Source organism: Candidatus Fukatsuia symbiotica (assembly GCF_003122425.1).
Classification (GTDB): domain Bacteria; phylum Pseudomonadota; class Gammaproteobacteria; order Enterobacterales; family Enterobacteriaceae; genus Fukatsuia; species Fukatsuia symbiotica.
Map to the genome: position 1 here is coordinate 1141364 of NZ_CP021659.1, position 23354 is coordinate 1164717.

Genomic DNA, 23354 nt, shown 5'->3' on the forward strand with positions numbered 1-23354 from the left:
CGCATCCTAACACCTTACTTGGTAGCCCAAAAGGTAATAATTAGTATCGAATTTCGTCCCACTCACTTCCTCGGCTATCACGGTATTTATCCGTCATGGCAGAAGATTTGTGTCCCAGTAATTTTTGTGCAAAATCGTTACCTCTGGCTTCACTGTGCAGCCGCGCGGATAAACTTCTAATCTCGTGAAATGAAGGCGGTGTGCCCTGCCATTTCAAGCCTGATTTCTCTCTTGAATCGGCAAAACCTGTCGATAGCGATCTCTGACTGAAGCGGGTTTTATTCCTTCCCGCAAAGACATAATTTTCACCCCTTATTTGTTGCCGACAATCCGCGAGAACACCTTCAAGGTTCTTGTCAATCACCTCCAGATTCAAGGTTAAAGGTATCGCCAATTTCATCCCTGTCTTCTGTTGCTCTACCCACCATTTCCCATCATGAACATCTTGCCATTTCATCCGTTGGATATCCCCCACCCGCTGACCTGTCAGTAAGGCCAAATCCATGCTTAAACCTATCAACGGCTGCCGTTTGTTTGCCGCTTCTCTTATCACAAGAAACTCTTCCAGTGATAAACGTTCTCGCTGTATCTGTACGCGAGGCTTCTTCGTCGCTGTAGCCGGATTGGTTGCCAAATGCCCTTCTGCAATGGCTTCATTAAACATATCGATCAACAAGCTGCGAATTAATTTTGCACTGGCGGTTTTGCCTTGTTCGCTGTAACTCTTTAAAAATTTAGCAATGTCTTTGGTGGTAAGGGTGTTCAATGTACTATCAGGAAAAGCCTGGGTGATGGCCGTTAATCTTGATTGGTAGTCTGTGAGTGTTTTAGAACGAAGGCCACGTTGATGCAATTTTTCTTTAAATCTGGCTATCCATTCTGTCACCGACAGCGTATTCACCTCGTTAATTCTGTCTACCAAATTGTAGCGTTGGTCAAAAATCTGCATATTCATGGCAATCGCTTCGTTGATTGCGATACGTTTCACGCTCCCTAGGCCGTATTCCTTACCTGTGCGGGGGTCTCGGTAGCAATAGTAGCCGTTATTGCGGACATACAGATTGGGGGGCAGGTCTCGGTTAGCCGGCTTTCTTTTGCGTGCCATGATACAGTCTCTCCATTAAGCGCTTTCCGGCGTAACTGGCGGGGGTTGTGGGGTCGATCTTCACGGCATTAGCGTTAACAAGGTATTCTCTGCCATCGAGCCGTGGTGGCGGTTGGATGGCACCAGAGCGGACCCATCGACGTACTTGTTCCATGCAACGTGGGCGAGGCTGATTTTGATTCCATTGCTTGAGGCTGATTTCCATCGCAGTGCTTTCCTTATCAACGTTAAAAACGTCATGACCTCGTCCGTGTTTTAGACAGAAGAATCATAGAGGGTCATGTGAATAACTTTATTTCAAGAATAAAAAATAATGAGAGGAATAATCAATATCAATAAATAATAGCGTCTTTCATTGTTATGAGGGGGTAGTATTAAAATAGGGTCTTCTCTTTATAGGTCGAATAATGAGGCAATCATATAAAATTTATCCAATAAAAATAGCCTTGATGAAGAAGGCTATTTTATTTATTCTGTAATAAAATCCATTTTCAATTTTTCAATGTGGCAATAATCGTGTCTTTGGCTATTTCACCATAATGGTCGATAAGGTATTGAGCAAAATGAGCTGCAGTTATACTGTATCCACAATGAGCGCTGACAGACGCGGCAAAGGTTTCAAGTGCTTGGTGGAGTATCGCGCCAATATAAATCATCTCTGACGGTTCTTTCATCACGTCTTGTAACATAACGCTTCCTTTTTTTAGAGATAATATGTAAGTACTCCACTTGTATTGATAAGACGAAGCCCTTCGCTAAACGCATTATTTTTCGAAGAAGCAATAAAATGGTTTTATGGCAATCGATGTGTAGGCTTTTTTCTCTTTTTAAACCAACTTCTTAATCGAGTAAACCAATTTTTTTTCATTTCGCTTAGCTTCCAAGACCTTATCTTTTAACGCTCGTTTTCTCGCTCTGCTCTGTCTGTTGCTCATAAGAAAACCTCCTACTCAATAAACTGTATCCCGGGGCGTATAAACGCGTGGGGAACAGTGCGGTCAAAGCCGGTTTGATGACAAAAATGTTTAAAGTCCAGCAATGAATGCACTTTCGCTTTTTGGTATAGAATACGAATTCTATTTTCTATTGTGCGATGAGAACGTGCCAATTTTTTACCTATTTCCTTGGCACTCATCGTGCGTAATAAATAAAAGATTATCCTCAATTCAGATTGTGTGAAGAGAGTCGAGGGAGGTTCAAATAATAGCGTGGCCGTCAGCTTGCCCACGTAGTGAGGCAGTGAAATAATAGCCAATTTTCTGCCATAAAAAACGGTGCCGATGCATTTATTTCTTTTATTATGCAACGGAAAGGTTTCGTATAAATAAGGTTGCAGTTTCTGCTCACGACCAAAGAAATGCGTTTTAATGAGGGTAATTTTCTGTCCGCTTTTTATAACCTCTCTTTCCAGTTTTTGAATTATTAAAGCAAATTCTGCAATACACGTAGGAAGTTCATCATCACGTCGTCCTATTACATAAAATCCGTGTGGCACATTTAAAAAATCAAGAAAAGCACGATTCGTATAAATAAAGCGTGAGTCACAGTCTTTTATTCCCCAAACATCTTGACTGTTTTCCATCATAGCTGTCAGAGGTAATGAGCGTGATACCTTTGCTATTTTTTTCATCATCTGTCCTAACTCCATTCAGTCCCTTCATTGTGAATGACGCCCATTTAGGAGAGGGTAAATTACTTAGTCAGTGCGAAAGTCTAATTAGAAAAATAAAATGGGATAGTCTCCACAAGAGAGACTATCTTTTCTATTTTTATCATGCTAAACGCTATCGCTTTCTACATCCCTTCAAAGCAAAAAGCGCAAGGCGGACATGAAATACGGTAAACAGACCATGCAGAGAATACAGTTCAAATTTGAGTTTTGCACTTGCCAACGTCTGTTTCACTGCGGGATAGGATACCGAGCGTAATAAAGCGATGTCTTTTTGTGATACGCCTAACGCGAAAAGCATCGCCGTTTCAAATTGAACAGTCGTTAACTCAGGAAACACTTCCCGTAATTCAGGAAATTGGGTAATATCGAGGTGAGCCATTGTAGCCTCCGTGAGAGGTTATGGTGGTTAGCTGACAGGGGTGGCTGAGAACCATCTCTGTTAGCGCTAAGGTTAAGTGATATAAACGGTGATTGCGTCACCGTCGCTATTTGCAACTTGTTGTGACTATTTATGTTTTCATGGTGTATGACTCCGTTGGTTTATGATTTATGACGCAATGTTGAGTTCTTTGGCGTGGGTGAATTGCCCGTCCCAATGGGTTTTCATCGGCAGCTTATTTTTGCGGTAGAGGTCAAATAATCGGATTGCCCCTTTGCGCAGTAAAACGGGTTGGTACTTGATAAAGTCATCACCGCTATGAATGCTGATTTTATGTTGATGTTCCGTCAAATATCGGTCACGCGCATAAGAGGTTGCACGCCAGCGGGTATGGGATTTACTTTCGTTATAGAGCCAATTTCTTTCTGCCAAACAGTGATTAATCTGTTGTGTATTAATACCGTTGAGCATTTTGCAAAATTGAGTGGTCGTTATTCCTTCCTTAAACAGGTTTTTCAACTCGTGTAATTCCGCTTCCTGTTCTTTGTTCACTAAGGCTAACCTGGTTTTTTCGCGAAACTGCTCTGCCCATGCCATAGCCGCAACAGGGGGGTCTTCGAAATTAGGTAATATGCAGACAGGCCGTGTTGCTTTCTCTTCCAGCTCCCGCCAGCGTGTGGCGACTTTATGGCGAAGTGGAATACTGTAACCCATGACCAATGTCATGGTTAAATCTTGGTCAAGCAAATATTCCTGATAGGTGCGACCACTGGCGTCTTTGTAATCGGCGGAAAAGTCCGCCGATTGAATAGTGAGCACTTCAAACATTTTTCTACAGTCATAAAGTACGTCTTTATGCTGTTTGCCTGTTAGTCGAGCAATTTCACGGCTAGACATTTTTACCTGTTGATAGATAGTGATGACATTTGACATGCAGAAATTCTCACAAATGAATTGCGATTCATAAAACCCCTGTACGTTACAGGAGTGGAAGATTAATTACGTCTTGGTGTTGTGCCAGTGGAGAGCTGGGCGTTGAGGCTTCTATTAACAAAATTGGCGAATACCATCCCATCTTTGAAACAGTCACAAAGATGGTAGGCTAAAGGTGAATTTAGTTTTATTGAAGGTGTATAATTGCTCACTATCTGACCCATTACACGCTATGGGCGTAAAAAAAACCGCACTACTTGCGTATGCGGCATTCGCTAGTTAAAGGTATTTAACACCTTTAACGAAATATTCCCCGAGGCTGAATCATCATTCAGCCCGTCCGGGTATAGCAGGTGTTAAGACACCTTAATGTAGCAATACTTCAATATCTTCAATATCTTGGTCAGAAAGTCCAGTAGATGTTTTAACCAAAGCCCTATCCACACCATTCTTAAGAAGCGCTTTGGCAATTTCTGTGTTTCTTTCCTGACGTCCCTGTTGCATGCCCTGTTGCATGCCCTGTTGCATGCCCTGTTGCATGCCCTGTTGCATGCCCTGTTGCATGCCTTCCTCACGGCCCTCTCTTCTCAAGTCTTGTGCAATCGTCATGATGTCCTCACTGTAAGTCGGTGCGTGCTCCACAATCGTTTTGAAAAATTGCGGTGTATCCGCTGTTTTTCCTCTCTGAGCAATATAATACATTAATGTCTTAACCAGTTCACTCTCTGTATAACCCGTATTCAGTAAATGTGCAATAGACTGACTTATCACTATGATATCACGCGCATAAATGTGCTTTTGTACTAATTCAAGAAGAGCAACACTGCGGTGAGTCAAGATTTCTTCATCGGGTATCGTGGTCACATCCACCAAAGGAAAAGGCTGAGAATAGACTCTTTGTGCTAAGTCTCTGTCAGCAAAACAATCCAGCCAATCCATACTGTAGGGATAAGGGCTTGTTTCTCCATGATAAAAGAGGATCGGTATTACCACCGGCAACTCGTCATGGCCTTGGTCAAGATGCTGTTGCATGATGGGAATACTGTAGCGGAACAAGCGGAAAGCCATTAATTTTTTTGGCGTGCTTTGATGTTCGATGAGACAATGAATGTAGCAACGCTTACCCTCCTTCGTTTTGAGTGAATAAACAATGTCAGAATAATGTTGTCTCAAATTCGGCTCAATGAATGAACCCGGTTCGATCTTCAACGTAGAAAAATCGCATTGCTCCTTGATTTCAGGCGGTAAGTGGAACTGTAGGAAATCACGGGCAACGTTAACATTGCTCATGCACTTCCTAAATGTTGCATCATGTGGGTTCGGTACCTGAGGCACGGCGCAATCTCCCTGTGATTATTCTCTACAATGTGGCGTCGATATTATCGACAGGCAACTCTACGCGTATTTCATCCGGTAGACGATCACTTTTTTCAGTGGCGTTATCTTCATGCCACTTTTCCATAGGGTTTTAATGCTCAACGGGCGCTTTGGATTTGACTTGATATCTTATAATCATAAAGACACAGTAATCTACGGTAAGGCGTCTCATTTTTTTTAGGATAATAAATGTTCTCTCACTTCGTTGAGTGGGATCTGGTCACGATATACGCTATAAATGATACAATTTTCTTTTCTAGCGTCAGAGATAGCGTTATCACATAAAATGGCGCGTAAGGGAGGTAGGGCTATTTTTACAGATTTGCTCTATACGTTGAAAATGTTCATTGACTTTTTTAAGTTGTTGTGCTTTTAAACAGTCAACATTATCCAGAAAAGAACAAATAGCGCTAAATGCAAAAACAGAAAAAAACGGGTTAGATTGCATTTTTTATTTATTCAATGACTCTACCATTTTACCCTTCGCCTCATCAATGATACTGAAATAATTTTGCCTCATCTCAGATTTCGTTTGAAATTCATAGGAGAGGGTTTTTTCTGAACCAACAGCAATAACCCTCTCCTCATTTTTTAGATCGTCGATGTTTTCCGTTATTTTTACCTTAATTTCTCCGCCGCTTATTATTGTGTTCCACACTTTTTGTACTTTCCTGATATCCCTTGCTGAGACAGGAAGAACAAGACGAGACAGGGCGTCATAAATTGCTTTATAGTTATCCGTTTTGATTTTATTGATCCGTATCGTTGCCATACCTTCTATTTCTATGTCATGTTCAGTGATGTCTATCGAGTCGGTCCCTTTCTGATATTCAATCAATAAAAAATTATCACGAATTCTCTTCGCTAATTCAGTGTTCACATTCACATAGGAAAACACCGTTTTAAGTAAGTATTTAATATTTTGGTCGCTTATGCTATAACCTATAAATACTATGGGATTATGGATAAATAAAGAAAGCAGGTGAGACCTGATTAATTCGTATTTATTATTAAAATGGGCATAGTCTTCATGCGTTATGATGATATTGCAAGGGTCTTGGGCACACCCGTGAATTTTGTAAACTGACCCGTAGGGATTACTGAGTAATATGTCATTTCCTATTAATGGGGTAAAATTAAAAAACTTCTCTATCAATCCATCGTAGTGGGTTGTTATAACAGAACCCATATTTTTCCTTGCTTTAATCAGGTCACTGATTTCTTCCTGCCGCTCTTCTCTTATCTTCAATTGAGAGAATAGGGATGAAATGTATATTTTAAATCGACTTAATTTAATATTTTTTTTCATGTTTTCATAAAAAACAGTATTAATCTCTTTAAATTTACCGTCTCTCTCTTTAGATAAACGTTGATTAAATTCTTTTTCTAATTTTGTCGCCAGGCGATCAAAGTGACAAACACCAGATAGCATACAGGACGCTTTGAGATCATAATAGAATTCAGCATTGTCGGTTAACTCCAAGGAAATCTTTGATAATAGCCCATCCCAGCTATAGGCATTTTTAAGGTAACGTAAGCTAAAGCCGGTACCTATAAACAGAACGGGGTGGTTTTTATAATGACTGATAAATTCTTGAATATTCATGTCGATTTTTAGCGTTGACAGAGGGAATATTTATTAGCGAAATTTTCGCTAAACACCTATTTGGGTTGTCGTTTAATGACCTTTCAGACAATATGATGACCTCTTTGGAAACATAGGATCAGAGGGATGAAGACACCCTCTTCATGCTACCCGCCCATAGGTTTTAATCTGTTCGATTTCACGTTCAAGTTCCTGCAGAAATTTTCGCACTTCGGTTTCAATTTCCTTGCCCAGCGCTTCATCAAAGTGAATGCGCTTTTTGAAGTAGGCTAATGTGTCAGGTAGTCGATTGTCATAACTGACAAAGTCACACCATCGACGCCCCGTACACAGCATTTGTGCGTGCATTTGCAGGCGGTATTTTTTTTCTGGTTCACCTGTTCTTATCGTTTTCAGATGCGTCCAGGTTTTGGGGCATTTAATCTCGATCAGGCCATCCTCATTAACCAATCCGTCGGGACTGGCCGCAAACCCCTCAATAGTGGGGTGGTCGACGAGACCGACCTCCGTGACCTCTACTGCAAATTCACGCAAGATGTAAGCCTCACGGGCGACGGGTTCCAGTGCCGTCCCGTGCTTCATATCGAGCGTGACAAAGGTGTCTTCCCGTTTCCCCGTCAGGCGTTGGCAAATCAGCTCGGCCCTGTATTTTTTTCGCGTTGCGGCATCGCCGGTTTTGACTTTTGCCATCACCTCTGCCAATTTGCTGGCCGTCACTTTGCCGCTTCTTGCAGCAAACCAGGCTTCTGTTCGTTGTTCCATTTTTACCTCGATAAATTGTCTTGTCATCAAAACGGAGAACCGCTCGTAGAGTAGGTCTCTGGTTTGACATCATCTCCCCAGCGACCTCTCGTCAAACCGTGCTTGCAGTTTTCCCGCACACGGCTTTCCGACTGTCTTCTTTCCACAGCGTTACGACGGCACAGGTGGGCATACCGACTCCCTTCATCTCCGGTTACGGACAGGCTGTACAGCTTAAACAGCCCGTGGTAATCGTAGAACCAGGACGGCGGGTGGTCCCCTCCACCCCTTACCCCGTTTCTTGTGCTTCTTCCGCAACATGATGCAGAGTGTCCATATCGTGTAATTCGCTATGCTCAAGAAATGCTTCCTTGAATTACCTGTCTTGAAGTAATTCCCCCATCCGCGAAGAATCGGGTTTACCTTTTCTTTCACCAATGTGGGCCAATCCCAGTGCTGCCCTTTTCGGACAACATCACGGATTTTCTGCTTAACAGACTTCATAGCCTTGGGAGTCGGATAGTAAAAGGTCTTCAACTCGCCCGTCACTTTCGATGGTTGAACTGCGAACCTGTGACCTAGAAAGTCAAACGGCTCTTTCATGGCATTAACTATCCGCGTTTTCTTGGCATTAAGCGTCAACCCAAGTCGGTCTAAGACTTTCTTGGCCTGATCCAGATAAAACTCCGGGCGCTTGCTGCACAAAATCACAAAATCGTCGGCATATCGCACGATATGAGCATCATGCGGACGTTTACCGAACGCCTTTTTCTCCCACGTCGAATCAAGCCAGTGCAGGTAGAGATTAGCGAGCAAGGGAGAAATTACTCCGCAAACAATCTGGCAAACTTCTGCCATATGTTTTGTCTGATCCTGCTTCCAGGCTGGTATCATTCCCGGGATTCACCCGAAAAACCACCACAATTTCATCACGATAAATTTCTATCCGTTTCACCAGCGCACGCAGAATTTCTCGCTTCATCAGAAAATCGTCCGTACTCAGGCGTTCCGTGACCGCAGCAGCAAAATCCTCCACCCGGTTAACCAGTAGCAGCAACTCATGCTGGTTCTCTGTGGCCTGTTTCACCTTCACTCTCTGGCGCGCAAGTTCCGCCAGCCTGAGCGTCATCACTCTGATCCGTGGTTCAAAGTCTGTTTTGCCAATCAGCCCTTCGGCAAAACTATCAATCAATCGGGACCGCCCCACGTTTAGCTGATTTTCTTGCTTTTTCAGACGCTCAGCATCTGCGGTCTGTCCACTGTGCTCTGACGCCTGCGTTAGACGCTGCTCATATTCTTTTTTCAGCCGTTCCGGCTCAGACAGCAGCGCAATGACCTGTGCCCAGACCGTTTCATCCAGCATGGATGTCCTGACCTGTTTATTGTCACACACCCGAATGCCCCCAAAGCGGTAAGCATCCGTCCCAGTACAGTGGTAATAAGAATACTGCGCCCCCCCTTTTGCCGCAGATTTACTGACTTTTTTGCCATAATACGCATAGCGACAGTGGCCGCACACAGTCAGCCCCTGTAAGAGATAAGCGGCTCCCCGGCGCCCCTGTCGTGCATGTCGGCGGTTTTCTTCCAGCTGTTCGTTGACCGTCAAGAAAAGAGCGCTGTTGATGATGGCAGGCACAGGGATCCCGATGCCGTCATCCGGCTTACTTCGTATTACTGAATAACCGTTCTTGAGGATATCTGCACTGTTGCGCGCTGCTCTCACCCGGGGACGGGGGGCGCAGTTTTTCGTTTTTCCGAACACAGCAAGTCCTTTGTAAGCGGGGTTCTTTAACATGCCCCATACCGTACTGCGGTCCCAGCCGGGTTTGCCGGTGGCGCTTTCTATGCCTTTCTCAGCCAGACGTCTGACCACACCGCCTAGACTCAGGCGCTCTATGCCAGCCCAACTAAATATCTTCCTGACCACGGAGGCTTCATGAAGGTTGACAATATACTGTGCGGGTGTCCCGTCCGGCTGCCTGCGGATATACCGATAACCGTAAGGTGCACCGGAAAGGACACCGACATTACCACAGCGTGCACCGTGAAGCTTACCACGCCGGTTGCGCTCCATAATCTTTGCCCGCTCATATTCAGCAAACATCCCCTGCATCTGCAGAAGCATCATGTCTTCCGGCGTGTCGCCGGGGGTGTGACAGATAAAGATAACCTCCACGCCGCAGGCGCTGAACTCTTCCATCAGCAGAGCCTGATAGGCGTATTTACGGTCTAGCCTGTCGGGCGACAGGATGTACAGGCATTCAATATCGCCTGCCGCCGCGTAGTCCCTCAGGCGCTCTAGTTGCGGGCGGATAAGTGTAGCACCGCTGACACCATCATCGATAAAGAGCATGGCGTCAGGCAACACGTGGCCGTCCTCACGGATGCGGTCCTTGATTGCTGCAAGCTGACTGCCGATGGTGCCATTTTTTACCTGTTGCCCGGAAGAAACGCGGGCGTAGAGTGCGACCAGTGCCTTGTTCATAACATTTTGCTCCGTCTAGCGGTTGAGCGGGCAGGAGCCCGGTGAGGTTTGGCCCGGGCCTGGTCGTGAGGGGTAAGCACGTGGTGGTTAACGGGAGTCAGCTGTTCATAAACATCCGTCAGCTGGTCGTCAGAAAACCGGCTGGGCTCGAAAGTGATACGTACGTGTTGTGAAAATGGCTTCGGTTTCATTGCTGAGGGTCACTCCGTGTGCCGTTATCAGTCTCAATAACGAGGGAAAACTCAGTGATGCTCCCATCCGGATGACCAGACTTGAGGCAGCGCCGGTGAAAACGCAGGCCCCAGCTTACGCGAAAGTTTGCACTATTGTTTGCGGAGTAATCACTCCCCCTTGCGGCGTACCGGTCGTCTCCTTCCGGATTTTCATCTCTTCCATCGCTCCAGCTTTAAGCCACATCTCGATCAGCTTTACAACCGAGCGATCAATGACTCTGGTTCGAACGGACAGCAGTAATTTATCGTGCGGAATTGTGTCAAAGTACGACTTCAAATCCGCATCTACCACCCAGTGGCACTTGAAATTCAGCCACTTGTAGATTTCCCGCAATGCTTGTTGTGCATTCTTCCGAGGCCGGAAGCCATACGAGCAATCCTTGAAGGTAGCCTCAAAAAGAGGTTCGATAACAATTTTCACCGCTGCCTGAACAACACGATCTGCGATAACGGGAATGCCTAGAGGTCTTTGCGTTCCGTCAGCCTTGGGGATGTACACCCGTTTGACCGGCAGAGGCGTGTACCTCTTTTCCATGAGTTTTGTTTGGATTTCAGCCAAGAATGACCCAACTCCAACTTCCTTTTCAATGACTTCAAAAGTCTGCTGGTCGATGCCTGGGGCACCTTTGTTGGCTCGGACTTGCTTGTAGGCCATCCATAACACATCGATCTGACACACCTTGTCATACAGCATGCCGAATTTCCGTGTTGGATTCGTCTTGGCTGCTAGGTATAACTTTCGTTGCAGTACTCGCACTCTTTCTAGCGACGTGTTTTCAGCTTTCGCAATCACGTAATGCCTCCTACAAAAAATAGCATGACAGAAGCAGAGGCCCTTCTCTCCGACGAGGTTATGTTGTCCTCATCATCAACAGTACTATGGCCTCCTCCGACTCCTCTATCCCGCGTCTATTCGAACTTCGGCGGTTACCTTATATCTTCAATTACGCGGTGGGTTAAACCACGACGGGTAGAGGTCTCGTTCGTTCCGCTCAGTTCTATGCGCACATCCCATCCTCAATACCCCGAGTTCCCGTTCTAGCTTCAAGTGGTTAGTTAATCCACTAGAACTCGATGACCTTCGCCCCCATTCCAAAGGCTCGGCGGAACCACCCTACACCACACTCTCCCAGCATTGCCGTGTGGCTGACATTTACGAGGCTTGTTCAGGTTCACTTTCGTTACGGGCTGTGTGCTTGCGCGCGCCCACGGACTGGGTCAGGGGCAACGTTTATCCGGCGTTGCTTCCATGTTTCAGTCGCCTTCCACATGTACGCCATAGCTACGCAATCAAACTAACCAATTATTGCAGCAGGACTCGCACCTGCAAGAAACTGAGCAGCTTAGCGAACCGCTCAAAACGGGATGTCATCCCCGTCGTCATTAAAATCGGTAGACGGCGTCAGGTTGCTTTGTGGCAGTGAAGAGGGCATGTATAACGGCTTACCGGGTGACGACGGAGACAGATTTGCCCTCGGTTGGCGTTCATCTTTATCCTTCAGGTTAGCCACGATTTTATTCAGGGTGGTGGCGGGTTTGCCTGCCATTTTCTCTTGTAATGTCTGACGGGTTTGGGCGAAAAAAGGCAACTGGATATCCAAGCTGTAGGTTTCCTTGCCATCGCTTTTGGTCTTCAGTGTTTTTTGCAACACAAGTCCAATTTTCTTACCGATTAATTCGGGAGCCAGAGGGGCGTTGATGTCTTTCACGACACGGGTGAGCTGCTTAATGCCGGTACAGCCCATCATGGCGTTGATCAGGTTGACGCCGTAGGGGTTGGGCGTGCTGTCTTTCTTTTCATAATACAGGTTCAGGTAGTGGGCTTTGCGTCCATCCTCCGTTTCGACAGAAAATTCAATCGATTTGGTCCCACTGGGACTGGTCATGTATTTCGCTTCAGTGAGAGTGACAATATACGCGCCTGACTCACTGATAAACCCGCTTTGGCCGGCGGCGAGCGCCGCTTCTTGATGATACGTAAAGATGACCTCATTCATGCTGCATGTCCTTCTGTGTTGTGACCCGTATCAAGGTGGTAATAGTGGCAAACTGTGGCATCCACCCCGGCGAGGTCGTTATCAATTTCATGCCTGTCGAACATCCCCATCGGGGATTTAACCGTGTCTGCGCCGTCATTTTGTGTGGTAAACACGTACCTGCCGTCTTTCACGCAGGTCCGTAACACCAGGGTAAACATGCCTTCTAGGGTGATTTTTTCATCCAGCATTTTGCCAATGGTTTTAATCTTGGTTTTGCCTGATGCGGTTTCTTCGGTGTGCGATAAAAAGTAAATACGCAGCTCAGGCGGGGTATTGTGGATCGCACTGTAGATAATATTCCAGGCGTGTCCGCCAATTTCGGTAAATTTATCATAGGACTTCTCATCCGCCCGGCGCATAAATTCATGTGCCATGACATATTGAAAGTCATCGATAATCACGATTTTTTTGCCGTAAGCGTGCGCCTTCCCAATCGCGGTCATAATGGTGTGCCAAATGTCGACAACATAGAGCGCGGTGTCGGGATTTTTTTTATCCCAGGGCAGCCACCCTGAAGAACGAAAAGGCAGGGGTTTATTAATAGGTTGAATAAGTAAGCATGCTTTGGGATTGAGGTTGCGCAAACTGGCGGATTTGCCGGTACCCGATTCCCCCAGTATTAATGTGGCAGTGCCCATGGTTTTTTCCTTGGTTGTTGTTCAGTCTGACCCGCCGTGAGGGTCGTTTGTGCAGTATCCATAATAGACCTCATTGTATTCATCACCTTGGTAGAGCCGTTCTTTGGCTAACATCCACTTCGCTTTTGAGATAAAAATGCTGAAAAATGCCTTATCGATGTCATCGGGTTCGGTCTCATCCAAGGCGAGTGTCAAGGCCTCACTATCAAAATGGGGCAATTTTTTAAAGAGCTGGGCGATGTGGTCAAAGGTGAAATATTTATCCCACTCTTCCGCCTGTTCATTAATGTTGTGCCAATCTTGATCACTGAACGTGTTCATTATTTTTCGTGCTTCAATAAGCGTCTCGGGTGTCATGCCAGTCGCCCTCTGCTTTTACAATACGCTTGAGACATACGTGCATAGCCCCGCTCGCTGTTAAGGAAAACTCGCTTCACACCGTTGATCATGATGATTAATGCGTTATCTTGGATAGTAAAAATCATGGTTCACCTCGTTGGTTGAGTGTTTTTTTTAGCCAGATAAAAAGGTCAATGAATTGATTGCGTTTGGGTTTTTCCGCAGGCGTGCTGTGAGGCCATAGGGTGATACGGTGTTCGCTTAAAAAATCGTTCATGGTTCACCTTTGTGGGTTAATTCAATAACGCCCCTGCTAAGCAGAAGCGGTGATAACCTTGTTTGTCCAGCGTGTTCCTCGAACCGAAAATAACCAGGCTCTTGGCATTAGCCGGTTGTACAGGCTGTCCTGTGGCTTTTTACGTAAAGGAAAGGCCGTCGCTAGAGCAATCGCCCGATCTACCTCTGAGCGAGGTTGAGCACGCGCTATTTTTGCGTGATGGCCCACTCTCCGACCAAGGCTGTTTTCGATCGCTTCGCGAGAGATAGCCTGTGCTTTACGGCGTTGATGTCTGCGGTATTTGGCATTACCGCCATACGTTGCCTTGCGTTTCGATGGCGGGTAAATAATCGTTGCCATAACTTACCTCCGATTGATTTCTGGATAAGCTGGTGACACAACCTATTCAGAAACCAACGGGTAAACGCCAGGGTGCACTTTGTCAGTGCTACCAAATCCCAAATTGTTAAAGAGCATCCGCTTGAGCGGGGTAAAGCGGGTATTCTATTTCGCGAATCATTCCGATTTTCATACGCCTCGGACGGCTACTTCATGGGCTTTCCTTGCCTGCTTCGCGTTAGTGTTTGCCGTGTTGATATACAGTATTTAATACCCTGGTTATATAAATGTCAATCACCAAAGTGTTAATTTGAGTGATTAAAGTAATATATAGTTGTTTTTAAAGTAGTTTTTTATTTTAAAAATATTGAGCTATAACTGATCATACCGAGTAATCAGGTATAAAAGTGTAGAATGAAGAGTATCTATCGAGGAAAGGTCGGGGTGAATTCATAGATCGTCAGTGGAAAAGAACCGATCGACAATGTGTTAAAGGTTTAGCGACGGAGTGTGTGAATGTTTGATAGACTGCCAATGAAAAACCCTGCACAAATAGGCAGGGTATCCTCTGATTAATCAATTATGCTGGCAGTGTAAAAAACTTTTCCCAAGATTTTAACGTCACTAAGCAACACCGTATCATCTGGATATTCATTTTGATTTAGGCTGCGCATCTTCACCATATTATTGGGTAAAGCATAGAGTATCCTCAACATGCAGAGACCACCGACAGATACGGCATATATTTTGCCGTTCTTGATCTCCGTGATGCTCTCGTCAACAGCAACAATTGCGCCTTCTTGAATGGTAGGACACATACTTGAATCAGGTGCCAGTATAGCGACGGAATTAGTCAGGGTGGTTTTAGTTTTTACAGCGATGTCCATAGGTAATCGAATCATTTTTAGCATATCCTCTCGTCCCTTATCTCTGGGGATCAGCAGCCGCTCCATGCGACCATAAAGAGGAAATTCATACTCATTTTCGCTAACTGGACTCGTTGGGTCATCAATGTGTATCCTTTCAAACCTTATTCCTTCTTGAACCCATTTATCCTTCATAGGCTCCACACCGTCGCCTAACCATTCAGGGCGAACTCTAAGCACACGCGAAATATCCAGCAGCTTTCTCGAGCGCTGGCTCTTTCCTGATGTAATTTTTTGGATGGCGGCTTGTGAAAGACCCGCCTTCACGGCGAGAGAGGCTTGGGTTAACCCTTCCACATTCATCGCATGTTTAACTCGTTGTGCAAACGTCATTTTCATACCATTAAAAATACAACTTCAGTCATTAACCGTCAAACAACTAAAGAGGTTGCTTTTGTATAACCAGGGTATTATATTAGTCATTGAAAACAATAAAGGTGATTCATATGAACATAGTAATTAAAACCGCAATTACCCTTGTAGGGACTCAAACGAGACTCGCTAAAGCCTGTGGTGTGACTCAATCTGCGGTACAGAAGTGGTTGTATGGTAAGTCAAAAGTGGCCCCTAAAAATGTTAAACCTTTGGTAGAGGCCACTCAGGGTGTCATTCAGGCTTACCAAATTCGCCCGGATTTGCCCGACCTTTTTCCACATCCAGACGAAGCGGCCTGATCTCATCGTGACGCCATGCTCTCATAACGCAAACAAAAGTATAACCCAATAAGGAATAGGATAAATTATGGACAAACGCGCATTAATTAACCGGATGTGTGAGCGAGTGACAGGCGGACGCGCCGTTGCTACGGCGTATTTAGGGATGTCTGAATCTAAATTTAACAATCACTTGTATGAGAACAAAGGTGCTCGATTTTTCAGCGTCGATGAATTGGTAGCACTGCAAACACTGAGTGAGTCAACCTGGGTTGCGGAATATTTTGCTGCACGATCGAATGCCATCGTCGTACCTGCACCTTCTGCGGAGGTGGACACCGTGGAACTGCACCACATGAGCCTGAACACAGCAGTCAAACGCAGTGCTGTCGACCAGTTAATTCTTGATGCGATTAGGGAGCACGGGGGATTAATGAACAAGCCCAACAGAAAATTCTGGATGCTCACCGTAAACACATCGCAACACGAGACGGTGAAGTTCGCGCCACGCTGCAGGTTTACAGTAAGTAAAAACACCGCGACTGCGGACCAGGCAGTCGCCCTACACAAACACACGGAGTGATGATGAACCCATTATCAAACGCAGTCAACCCCAGCATGGGGAGTCGAGAGATAGCCGATTTAGTGGAGTCTCGTCACGACAATGTGAAAAGAGCCATTGAGCGCTTGGTTGAAAAGGGGATTATCAGACTTCCTCCAATGGAGGAGGTTAAAAATCAATCAGACCAATACGTTTTTGAATACAGGGTAGGTAAACGTGATAGCTATGTGGTGGTCGCCCAACTCTCCCCTGAATTTACCGCCCGCGTAGTCGATCGTTGGCAGCAACTGGAAGAGAAAGCGGCCTACTCGTTTTTACCGGTCGATTATTTATCAGCCTTGAAAACATTAACGCAAGAGGTTGAGCGACGCCAACGGCTAGAAAACCCGTTAGCACGGGCTGCCCCTAAGATAGATTTCGCCGACCGTGTGAGCGAAGCCAGTGGCATTCTGGTGGGCAATTTTGCCAAGCTGATGGGCCTTCGTCCCAACAAATTGTTTGTTTGGTTACGCAAAAATCACGTGCTAATGGGTATTCCTTCTCGCAGAAATGTGCCTCGACAGGAGTACCTGGAGCGGGACTATTTCACCTTCAGAGAAACGCCCATCGAGACGGAGCACGGGATGAAAATCACCTTCACCCCGCTACTGACCGGCAAGGGCCAAGCGTGGCTAACAAAAAAGCTATGTGAAGCAGGCTTATTGAAAACGATCACAAACGCGGCATAGGGAATAGACAATGAGTATGAAATTAATGACACACGCCATGAGTATCAAAGTGGGGAATCCGCTGAGAAAACTGATTTTACTCAAATTGGCTGATAATGCCAACGACCAAGGCGAATGCTGGCCGTCAGTGCCCTATATCGCTCATCAGTGTGAAATGACAGATCGCTCGGTACAAAAACATCTTCACCAGTTGGCAGTAGACGGCTTGCTGTGGATTGAATATCGTAAAAATGAGCAGGGCGTGAATAAATCGAATGTTTATCATTTGACGTTAAACAATGCCCCAAAAGTGAAGGGTGAAAATAAGTCACCCGGGAGGATACAGGTTCACCTCCTGGTGAATCAAGAACGCTGGGTGGAGTATCTGGCACACGGGGTAGCGCATCTGGAACACCAGGAAGGGGTGAATCAGGAACACCCAGAATCAGTCATTCTTTTGAACCAGTCATAGAACCTGTCATAGAACCTAACACCCCAACTGCGAGCAAAATTTGTGCAATCAAAGTCGATGAGTGTCCTGCCAAGCGAGAAGACCCCATCCCCCACCCTGACTGTTTTCCTGCTCAGCGTAATTCCCCTCACGTTGACACTCAGACCAGCCTAGCGAGCCGTTACGCCTTCGAAGGGAAGATAATCCGCCTGACCCCGCAAGATTTCGACAGCTGGCAAACGCTATTCCCGCATTTGGACTTGGTCTACGAGCTGACACGATTGGATTTAGAGTTTCGTCACGACACGCCTAAAAGCTGGTTTTGCACCGCCAGTCAGAAACTGAATTACCAGAACAAACGGGCAGTGGATGGCACCACCTTCAAACGGGTTTCTGGCGACCGCTTCGCCAAAAAAGACTACGGCACCACGGTATTTCCGGCGTGGATGGAAGGGTAATGTGATGAATGTCATTGAAAAAATAGAAAATTCGCGTCAGCAGCAAGACCTCACTTTTCTTGAAGACCGGTTGAAAAGTGCCCGTGCCCCGCTGAAGGAAATAGCAGGGGTTCGGGTTGATGTAGCAGAGGTCCTCTGCCCACAACACGGGGCTTTTGAACAACGCTGTCGAACCCTGCAGGGCTTTGCCAACGTGCAACAGAAAACGGACTGTCCGGCGTGTTTACACGAAAAAATCACCGTATTGAAAAAGAATATCGCCTCAGACCAGCAGCGAAATCAGGCCCAATTGATTAAAAATTTGCTGAGCCAGACGGGTATCCCTGCGCGCTTTACCACTGCCAGTTTTGAGTCTTATCAGCCGATTAATGCTGAATCCTTGCGTTGCCAGAAGGTATGCCAGGCCTATGCACAAAAATGGCATGAGCGTTTAGCGCAAGGCGGTGGGTTGGTGATGTGCGGCAAACCCGGGACAGGAAAAAATCATCTGGCGGTTGCGATTGCTAAACACATCATTACGACACACCACGCCTCGGTTGTTCTGACATCCGCGCTACGTATTACTCGAGAGGTCAAGAGCACCTGGGCGAAAGACGCCACCCAAACCGAATCCGAGGTGATTAAGCACTACACCGGTGTCGACATGTTGATTATCGATGAAATCGGTGTGCAGTTTGGCAGTGAGGCGGAAAAGCTGATTTTATTTGAAATCATCAACACCCGCTATGAAAACATGAAACCGACGCTGCTGCTGAGCAATTTGCCGAAAGAAGACTTAACGACTTACCTCGGTGAGCGAGTACTGGACAGAATGAACGAAGGTGGCGGTTGTACCTTGGCGTTTACCTGGGAGAGTTATCGAGCCAGAGCCGTGTAACAAAAATCAACCGGCGCCAGTAGAGACAGATGAAACATGAATGAATATCGAATAGTGCTGCCTTACCCGCCGACAGTGAATACCTATTGGCGACATGCCAGAGGCCGACATTACATCAGCAAACAGGGCAGGCAGTACCGTACCGAGGTTATTGCGTTAATTGCACGTAAGGGGCTTACCCTGTGCCTAAAAAGCAAACTTCGTGTCAAGGTACGAGTTCATGTCCCAGACCGCAGGAAACGCGATTTAGATAATCTGCTAAAGGCACCGTTGGATGCCTTGGTACACGCGGGCATGATTGCCGATGACAGTGTGATTGATGACCTGCACATCATTCGGGGTGAACAGGTGCAAGGCGGCAGGAGGGAGATAATCATAACGGAACAGGAGGCAGCATGAACGTCACACAACTTAGGCTCAATAATGAGCAGTATCACTGGGTTAACAGCTGGCTGGAACGCTGGGGAGCCTGGGTATACAGCGGTCGATTGGAGAAGCCACAGAGTAGCCTCATCGCCCACTGTATGGCGACAAAAAAGCCGCAAGCAAGTCCTACCAGGCCAATGTGTAATGATGATGACGGGTTGTTGATTTCTCGGGTCGTGGATACGGTGATACCGGTGGATAACCAGGCTTTTGGCATCCTGCTCAGTTACTACGTACAACGCCTTTCCCGCTATTCGATAGCGGCTTATAGTCAGAAAGTCGCCATCCCTCGTAATGTCAGCACACGAGGAGGCAACCGCTTTAAAACCCCCTCACTGGCTACCTGTCGTAGAGAAGTCGACCAGATACTAGAGGAAAGTCTATATCTACTCCATCCTTCCCTCGAACAGGCATTTAAATGTCGCAAACGTGTCGGTAAAATTAAAAAAGTGGCGTAATGCTATTGACTGAAAAGAGCAAATGAGCAATGATTGCAGGGTACCCTGCCGTGTCTATGTATTGATAACGAACAACCGTAAAACCCTGACCTTCTCTGTCGGGGTTTTCGCCTTTGATTATAATAAGTACTCGGAGCGACATTGATCTCGTAACCGTGAAATCGGCTACCGAGATTGGTAGCTCGGATATCAACAGAAAAAACGAACGTGTAAAATGTTTTTTACTCTCACATCACGGCCACATTTCGAGAAAGAGTAACTATCTACTTACTCTATAATGCCTTAATTCCAGTCAAAAGGATTAATTTATATATAGAATTGTCCACTATTGTAACTGTGGAATAATATTTCGGCAGAATTCTCTTTCTCTCTAGATACACCTAAATAGAATGCCATCTTGGTAAAGGATGGAATGTTTTTTTCTGTTAATTTGCAAAAAAATAACTTAAATAGGGTTGGAGATGTAATTATATCTAGATTACGTCCATCCTGACACTTAATAATTTCCTGAGACCAGTCTTTCAAAATACTGAATTGCTCTTCTAGACTGTACGCATTCAAACTTTCATTCATCTTAGGAATTTTCTGAGATAGTATCTGCTCTTCATCTTGTCCTTTCGGCAATTCAGCTATTAATTCATCTCTACTTGAGCGGCTCGTTAAATAATTCTCAAATTCTTTACACAGGACTGATGGTTCCTTTCCACCCCTTTTCGCAAGTTCTAAAAAAATAGTGTTTAATTTATCAGACCCCAACGGCAACAATTCTTTTGGATCTAGGTTATTAGCTAGTAATTTATTTATAACATTGTTTATATTATCCTCCGTTAATACTGCTTCCCTGGGGAGTACTTGTTTAGTATTTCCTTGACAAAGAGATTGTTTTTTTATATCCAAGATTTTTAATGCCATAGAACTGATTCTATCTTTTTTACACTGTTCCAATTCCTGGACCTTTGATAAACCTTTAAAAGGTTCATCTAGAGTTTTAGAAACCATATTCCCGGATTCATTTTGCTTTGGGGTAGTTGTCTCTACCGTATATAAGGAACTGGTTTGTAGATCATGTGTGTGTGGATTTGCCACTTGAGACACAAAACGTAGCGATCTACTATAAGGATGATAACGATAATCTCCGTGCGTACTCGATCCTACAAAACCTTTATGAAAAGCAGGTACATCTGTTGCACTAGTTTGATAATCTGTAGGAAGACAGGGATATATTTGAGTATTCTCATTATTATTATTTGTAAAAATGGTTGATGAAATTTCTTCAGACCTTCTAGAAAGTTCTTTAACAATTATGGTTAGCGTCTCGGCTCCTAAAGATAGAAAATATTCCGATTTGAAGTTATCAACTACCAATAGTTGTATAACCTCCTCTGTCGTTAATGCTTTTAATTTGATTTCCTTTTGTACGGTATAATTTGTTTGGTCCGAGGAGTAAGCTTTATCGTTAAGTTTTCTTATTATATTTATTAAGTTGCATGCAATCATTTGCATTTTAATAGGAAGGCGAATACCGTTAACAACACTTGGATGGTCTCGATGGAAAGTAGCCATGGATTCCGGTGAGAGTGGTGTATTATCTACGGACCGGAATTCTTGTGAAAATGGCAGTTTGTCAGATTGCCTCTCCGACGAAGAAGAGAAATTTTGTATATGATTAGTTTGGGATGAATGTGATACGTTACCTGGCATTTTACTCTTCTCTATTGTAATTTAATGAACGTGAACGATAAATTTTTATGTAGTTAAATGAAAAAATTAATTGCCTTTATTTATTCGATGATAATTAAAGATATTTAAAAATAGCAATCCAACCGAGCATAATTGATAAAACTCTTCTTTCAAATAGCATATTTACGTTTGGAGATGTAATAATTACGTATCTTTACATATTAATACAAAGAAACGTTATACAGAATATTTTTGTAACATGCTTGCAAAAAACGCTTATTTAAGGCTGTGCATCACGTGGCCTTTTTCATTTTAGCGCCTACCCAAAATACCCATCAGTGCTCAACCCTTTTATTCACAGGGAGGTGACGCTATTTCTATGACACCCCCCCGACCCCTAGCGGGAAACGGTATCCCCACTCAGAGACGAGAATGAGCATGGAAAAACTGACCACTGGCGCAGCCTACGGGGCTTCCGCCGGTAGCATCCTGAATGGTTTGCTAAACAGCTACAGCCCGGAACAATGGAACGCCATTGGCGTGCTCGCGGGCGTCTCTCTGGCGGTGCTGACCTATTTGACCAATCTGTATTTCAAGATTAAAGAAGACAGACGCAAGAGCGGGACAAGCCAATGAGTAAGTTAAGCAAACCCATGCTGGGACTGATTTTGGCAGGGACGACAGCGACCGCCATTCTTGCACAATTTCTGCATGAAAAAGAAGGTAATCGGCTGAAGGCCTATCGAGATGGCGCGAATGTGTGGACAATTTGCCGCGGTGCGACACGAGTTGATGACAAGCCGGTAATGCAAGGCCTGCAACTCAGTGCAGAGAAATGCGAGCAGGTTAACAAATTTGAGGTGAATAAGGCGATTGCCTGGGTAGAACGTCATGTTCAGGTGCCGTTAAGCGACGCCCAGAAAGCCGGTATTGCCTCGTTTTGTCCGTATAACATCGGTGCAGGCAAATGCCTTTCCTCTACCTTTTATCGCAAACTCAATGCCGGTGACTACCACGGTGCCTGTGCTGAAATTAAACGCTGGCTATTTGACGGCGGTAAAAATTGCCGCATTCGAGCTAATAACTGTGCAGGTCAAGTGATGAGACGCGCGCAAGAAAGTGAACTCACCTGTTGGGGACTCGATGTTTAATCGCTTATTTTTTATCCTGATGAGTCTCATTCTGCTCGTCAGTCTGGTGGCGGTTTATTACCATGCTGAATCAGAAAAAAAAAGACAGCGTCATCAAAATGATAAGGAATGAGCGCGATAACCTCTTTATCATGCTCCAAACAACGCAAAAGCAACACCAACAAATAGCCGTGCTTGATAACAAACACACCCAGGAATTAACCGATGCTAAAACTCAGCTCGCGGCCCTTGAACGTGATGTTCTTGCTGGCCAGCGTCGGATGCAGCTCGCTGCCCGCTCTGAAAAATTGCCCGCCACCCCCACGGCCACCCGCCTGGATGATGCTGCCGGTGCCCGACTTGACGACGCCGTTGTCAACGATTATTTCCGTCTCCGAAAAGGCATTGAAATAGTCACGCAGCAAATTGCAGGCTTGCAGGCGTACGTTACCCAGGTTTGTTTGGCTCAATAAATAATCGAAAAGATAACGTTGGGTTACGGTGTTAGCGCCATGCGCATTTCAAATGCCGAGGGTAAATTCACCCGTAATAACCATGATTCAAGCTATTTCTTCATGTTCATGAAATTCACTTTTATCGACATAACGCGACGACATGTCGATCGCATCAACACAGGAGCACCCTATGTACACCATCAAAGTGACTTTCGGCAACGGTCAAGGCGAAGTCGGCTATCCTAGCGCCCATTGGGGCTGGAACCGCAATGCTCAGCGCCTTGATATCGTTTCCGAGGGTATCAGTGATGCCATTCATCTTGCGCCCTCCGATACGGTCTCGGTGCTTAATGCCGCAGGCCAGCCGGTAGCGACCTATACCCATCTCGATAAATCCCCCTAACCCAA

General features: G+C 45.4%; 31 protein-coding genes. 12 read left to right on the plus strand and 19 right to left on the minus strand.

Translation table 11 applies throughout. The features are described from left to right. Nucleotides 1-40 precede the first annotated feature (40 nt). The 18 genes from CCS41_RS05525 to CCS41_RS05610 form a co-directional block, all read right to left on the minus strand. Entirely contained in the window at nucleotides 41-1105 is a 1065-nt protein-coding gene (locus CCS41_RS05525; RefSeq protein ID WP_072550644.1) for a site-specific integrase, read from the minus strand. Next, entirely contained in the window at nucleotides 1080-1310 is a 231-nt protein-coding gene (locus CCS41_RS05530; RefSeq protein ID WP_072550645.1) for an excisionase, read from the minus strand. The genes CCS41_RS05525 and CCS41_RS05530 overlap by 26 nt, the downstream gene beginning before the upstream one ends. A 286-nt stretch (nucleotides 1311-1596) precedes the next feature. Continuing rightward, nucleotides 1597-1794: a hypothetical protein gene (locus CCS41_RS05535; protein ID WP_119797179.1), complete on the minus strand. Its 198-nt coding sequence runs from the start codon at nucleotides 1792-1794 to the stop codon at nucleotides 1597-1599. Nucleotides 1795-2051: 257 nt separating this feature from the next. Next, a complete protein-coding gene (locus tag CCS41_RS05540; RefSeq protein ID WP_240313829.1) occupies nucleotides 2052-2753 on the minus strand; it encodes a helix-turn-helix transcriptional regulator in 702 nt (233 codons plus the stop codon). A 136-nt stretch (nucleotides 2754-2889) separates the two neighbouring features. Continuing rightward, nucleotides 2890-3156, minus strand: coding sequence for a transcriptional regulator (locus tag CCS41_RS05545; RefSeq protein WP_119797178.1), 267 nt, complete (start codon nucleotides 3154-3156; stop codon nucleotides 2890-2892). A 168-nt stretch (nucleotides 3157-3324) separates the two neighbouring features. Next, nucleotides 3325-4089, minus strand: coding sequence for a Rha family transcriptional regulator (locus CCS41_RS05550; RefSeq protein WP_119797160.1), 765 nt, complete (start codon nucleotides 4087-4089; stop codon nucleotides 3325-3327). Between the two features lie 366 nt (nucleotides 4090-4455). After that, a complete protein-coding gene (locus CCS41_RS05555; protein WP_119797316.1) occupies nucleotides 4456-5424 on the minus strand; it encodes an Rpn family recombination-promoting nuclease/putative transposase in 969 nt (322 codons plus the stop codon). A gap of 493 nt (nucleotides 5425-5917) precedes the next feature. Next, nucleotides 5918-7072, minus strand: coding sequence for an SIR2 family protein (locus tag CCS41_RS05560; protein WP_240313855.1), 1155 nt, complete (start codon nucleotides 7070-7072; stop codon nucleotides 5918-5920). Between the two features lie 141 nt (nucleotides 7073-7213). Then, on the minus strand, nucleotides 7214-7834 hold the full coding sequence (locus tag CCS41_RS05565; protein WP_119797730.1) for a lambda exonuclease family protein: 621 nt from the start codon (nucleotides 7832-7834) through the stop codon (nucleotides 7214-7216). Nucleotides 7835-8047: 213 nt separating this feature from the next. Further along, the gene (locus tag CCS41_RS05570) at nucleotides 8048-8671 is read right to left on the minus strand and encodes a group II intron maturase-specific domain-containing protein (RefSeq protein WP_205411494.1); all 624 of its coding nucleotides are present in this window, start codon (nucleotides 8669-8671) and stop codon (nucleotides 8048-8050) included. Continuing rightward, nucleotides 8619-10298 carry a recombinase family protein gene (locus CCS41_RS05575; RefSeq protein ID WP_119797219.1) on the minus strand — a complete coding sequence of 560 codons (1680 nt, stop codon included), beginning with the start codon at nucleotides 10296-10298 and terminating at the stop codon, nucleotides 8619-8621. The genes CCS41_RS05570 and CCS41_RS05575 overlap by 53 nt, the downstream gene beginning before the upstream one ends. Before the next feature lie 306 nt (nucleotides 10299-10604). Beyond that, a complete protein-coding gene (locus CCS41_RS05585) occupies nucleotides 10605-11324 on the minus strand; it encodes a reverse transcriptase domain-containing protein (protein WP_119797318.1) in 720 nt (239 codons plus the stop codon). A gap of 562 nt (nucleotides 11325-11886) precedes the next feature. Beyond that, nucleotides 11887-12528 (minus strand): DUF669 domain-containing protein, encoded by a 642-nt coding sequence (locus tag CCS41_RS05590; protein ID WP_205411495.1) that lies wholly within the window; start codon nucleotides 12526-12528, stop codon nucleotides 11887-11889. Then, complete coding sequence (locus tag CCS41_RS05595; protein WP_119797319.1) at nucleotides 12525-13208, minus strand: DEAD/DEAH box helicase family protein; 684 nt, start codon at nucleotides 13206-13208, stop codon at nucleotides 12525-12527. The genes CCS41_RS05590 and CCS41_RS05595 overlap by 4 nt, the downstream gene beginning before the upstream one ends. A gap of 21 nt (nucleotides 13209-13229) precedes the next feature. Next, nucleotides 13230-13565: a hypothetical protein gene (locus CCS41_RS05600; RefSeq protein ID WP_119797320.1), complete on the minus strand. Its 336-nt coding sequence runs from the start codon at nucleotides 13563-13565 to the stop codon at nucleotides 13230-13232. 124 nt (nucleotides 13566-13689) lie between these two features. After that, nucleotides 13690-13824, minus strand: coding sequence for a hypothetical protein (locus tag CCS41_RS17110; RefSeq protein WP_275887683.1), 135 nt, complete (start codon nucleotides 13822-13824; stop codon nucleotides 13690-13692). A gap of 36 nt (nucleotides 13825-13860) precedes the next feature. Beyond that, entirely contained in the window at nucleotides 13861-14184 is a 324-nt protein-coding gene (locus CCS41_RS05605) for a transcriptional antitermination N peptide (protein ID WP_119797321.1), read from the minus strand. Nucleotides 14185-14735: 551 nt separating this feature from the next. Beyond that, nucleotides 14736-15422, minus strand: a complete 687-nt coding sequence (locus CCS41_RS05610) for an XRE family transcriptional regulator (protein WP_162860000.1) — start codon at nucleotides 15420-15422, stop codon at nucleotides 14736-14738. 113 nt (nucleotides 15423-15535) lie between these two features. On the opposite strand from CCS41_RS05610, the gene CCS41_RS05615 reads away from it, so the two are divergent. The 8 genes from CCS41_RS05615 to CCS41_RS05650 all read left to right on the plus strand — a co-directional run bounded on the left by CCS41_RS05615 (nucleotide 15536) and on the right by CCS41_RS05650 (nucleotide 19681). Then, on the plus strand, nucleotides 15536-15763 hold the full coding sequence (locus tag CCS41_RS05615; protein WP_119797323.1) for a transcriptional regulator: 228 nt from the start codon (nucleotides 15536-15538) through the stop codon (nucleotides 15761-15763). Nucleotides 15764-15830: 67 nt separating this feature from the next. Continuing rightward, the gene (locus tag CCS41_RS05620) at nucleotides 15831-16325 is read left to right on the plus strand and encodes a YmfL family putative regulatory protein (protein ID WP_240313856.1); all 495 of its coding nucleotides are present in this window, start codon (nucleotides 15831-15833) and stop codon (nucleotides 16323-16325) included. Between the two features lie 2 nt (nucleotides 16326-16327). After that, entirely contained in the window at nucleotides 16328-17032 is a 705-nt protein-coding gene (locus CCS41_RS05625; protein WP_119797324.1) for a phage antirepressor KilAC domain-containing protein, read from the plus strand. Nucleotides 17033-17042: 10 nt separating this feature from the next. Further along, on the plus strand, nucleotides 17043-17483 hold the full coding sequence (locus CCS41_RS05630; protein WP_119797325.1) for a helix-turn-helix domain-containing protein: 441 nt from the start codon (nucleotides 17043-17045) through the stop codon (nucleotides 17481-17483). Nucleotides 17484-17716: 233 nt separating this feature from the next. Next, on the plus strand, nucleotides 17717-17920 hold the full coding sequence (locus tag CCS41_RS05635) for a hypothetical protein (RefSeq protein ID WP_119797326.1): 204 nt from the start codon (nucleotides 17717-17719) through the stop codon (nucleotides 17918-17920). A gap of 4 nt (nucleotides 17921-17924) precedes the next feature. Further along, nucleotides 17925-18797 carry an ATP-binding protein gene (locus tag CCS41_RS05640; protein WP_119797197.1) on the plus strand — a complete coding sequence of 291 codons (873 nt, stop codon included), beginning with the start codon at nucleotides 17925-17927 and terminating at the stop codon, nucleotides 18795-18797. A gap of 36 nt (nucleotides 18798-18833) precedes the next feature. After that, nucleotides 18834-19196 (plus strand): RusA family crossover junction endodeoxyribonuclease, encoded by a 363-nt coding sequence (locus tag CCS41_RS05645; RefSeq protein ID WP_119797012.1) that lies wholly within the window; start codon nucleotides 18834-18836, stop codon nucleotides 19194-19196. Then, nucleotides 19193-19681, plus strand: coding sequence for an antiterminator Q family protein (locus CCS41_RS05650; protein WP_119797196.1), 489 nt, complete (start codon nucleotides 19193-19195; stop codon nucleotides 19679-19681). Before CCS41_RS05645 ends, CCS41_RS05650 begins: the two co-directional genes overlap by 4 nt. 306 nt (nucleotides 19682-19987) lie before the next feature. On the opposite strand, the gene CCS41_RS05655 is transcribed toward CCS41_RS05650, so the two are convergent. Beyond that, nucleotides 19988-21244 (minus strand): hypothetical protein, encoded by a 1257-nt coding sequence (locus tag CCS41_RS05655; protein ID WP_119797195.1) that lies wholly within the window; start codon nucleotides 21242-21244, stop codon nucleotides 19988-19990. Nucleotides 21245-21793: 549 nt separating this feature from the next. Between CCS41_RS05655 and CCS41_RS05660 the strand changes: the two genes are divergently transcribed. From CCS41_RS05660 to CCS41_RS05675, 4 genes are all read left to right on the plus strand, one after another. Next, the gene (locus CCS41_RS05660) at nucleotides 21794-21997 is read left to right on the plus strand and encodes a class II holin family protein (RefSeq protein ID WP_119797194.1); all 204 of its coding nucleotides are present in this window, start codon (nucleotides 21794-21796) and stop codon (nucleotides 21995-21997) included. Then, nucleotides 21994-22512, plus strand: a complete 519-nt coding sequence (locus CCS41_RS05665) for a lysozyme (RefSeq protein WP_119797099.1) — start codon at nucleotides 21994-21996, stop codon at nucleotides 22510-22512. Before CCS41_RS05660 ends, CCS41_RS05665 begins: the two co-directional genes overlap by 4 nt. A 62-nt stretch (nucleotides 22513-22574) precedes the next feature. Next, nucleotides 22575-22964, plus strand: a complete 390-nt coding sequence (locus CCS41_RS05670) for a lysis protein (protein WP_119797100.1) — start codon at nucleotides 22575-22577, stop codon at nucleotides 22962-22964. A 142-nt stretch (nucleotides 22965-23106) separates the two neighbouring features. Continuing rightward, nucleotides 23107-23349, plus strand: a complete 243-nt coding sequence (locus tag CCS41_RS05675) for a hypothetical protein (RefSeq protein WP_162920494.1) — start codon at nucleotides 23107-23109, stop codon at nucleotides 23347-23349. Nucleotides 23350-23354 lie beyond the last annotated feature (5 nt).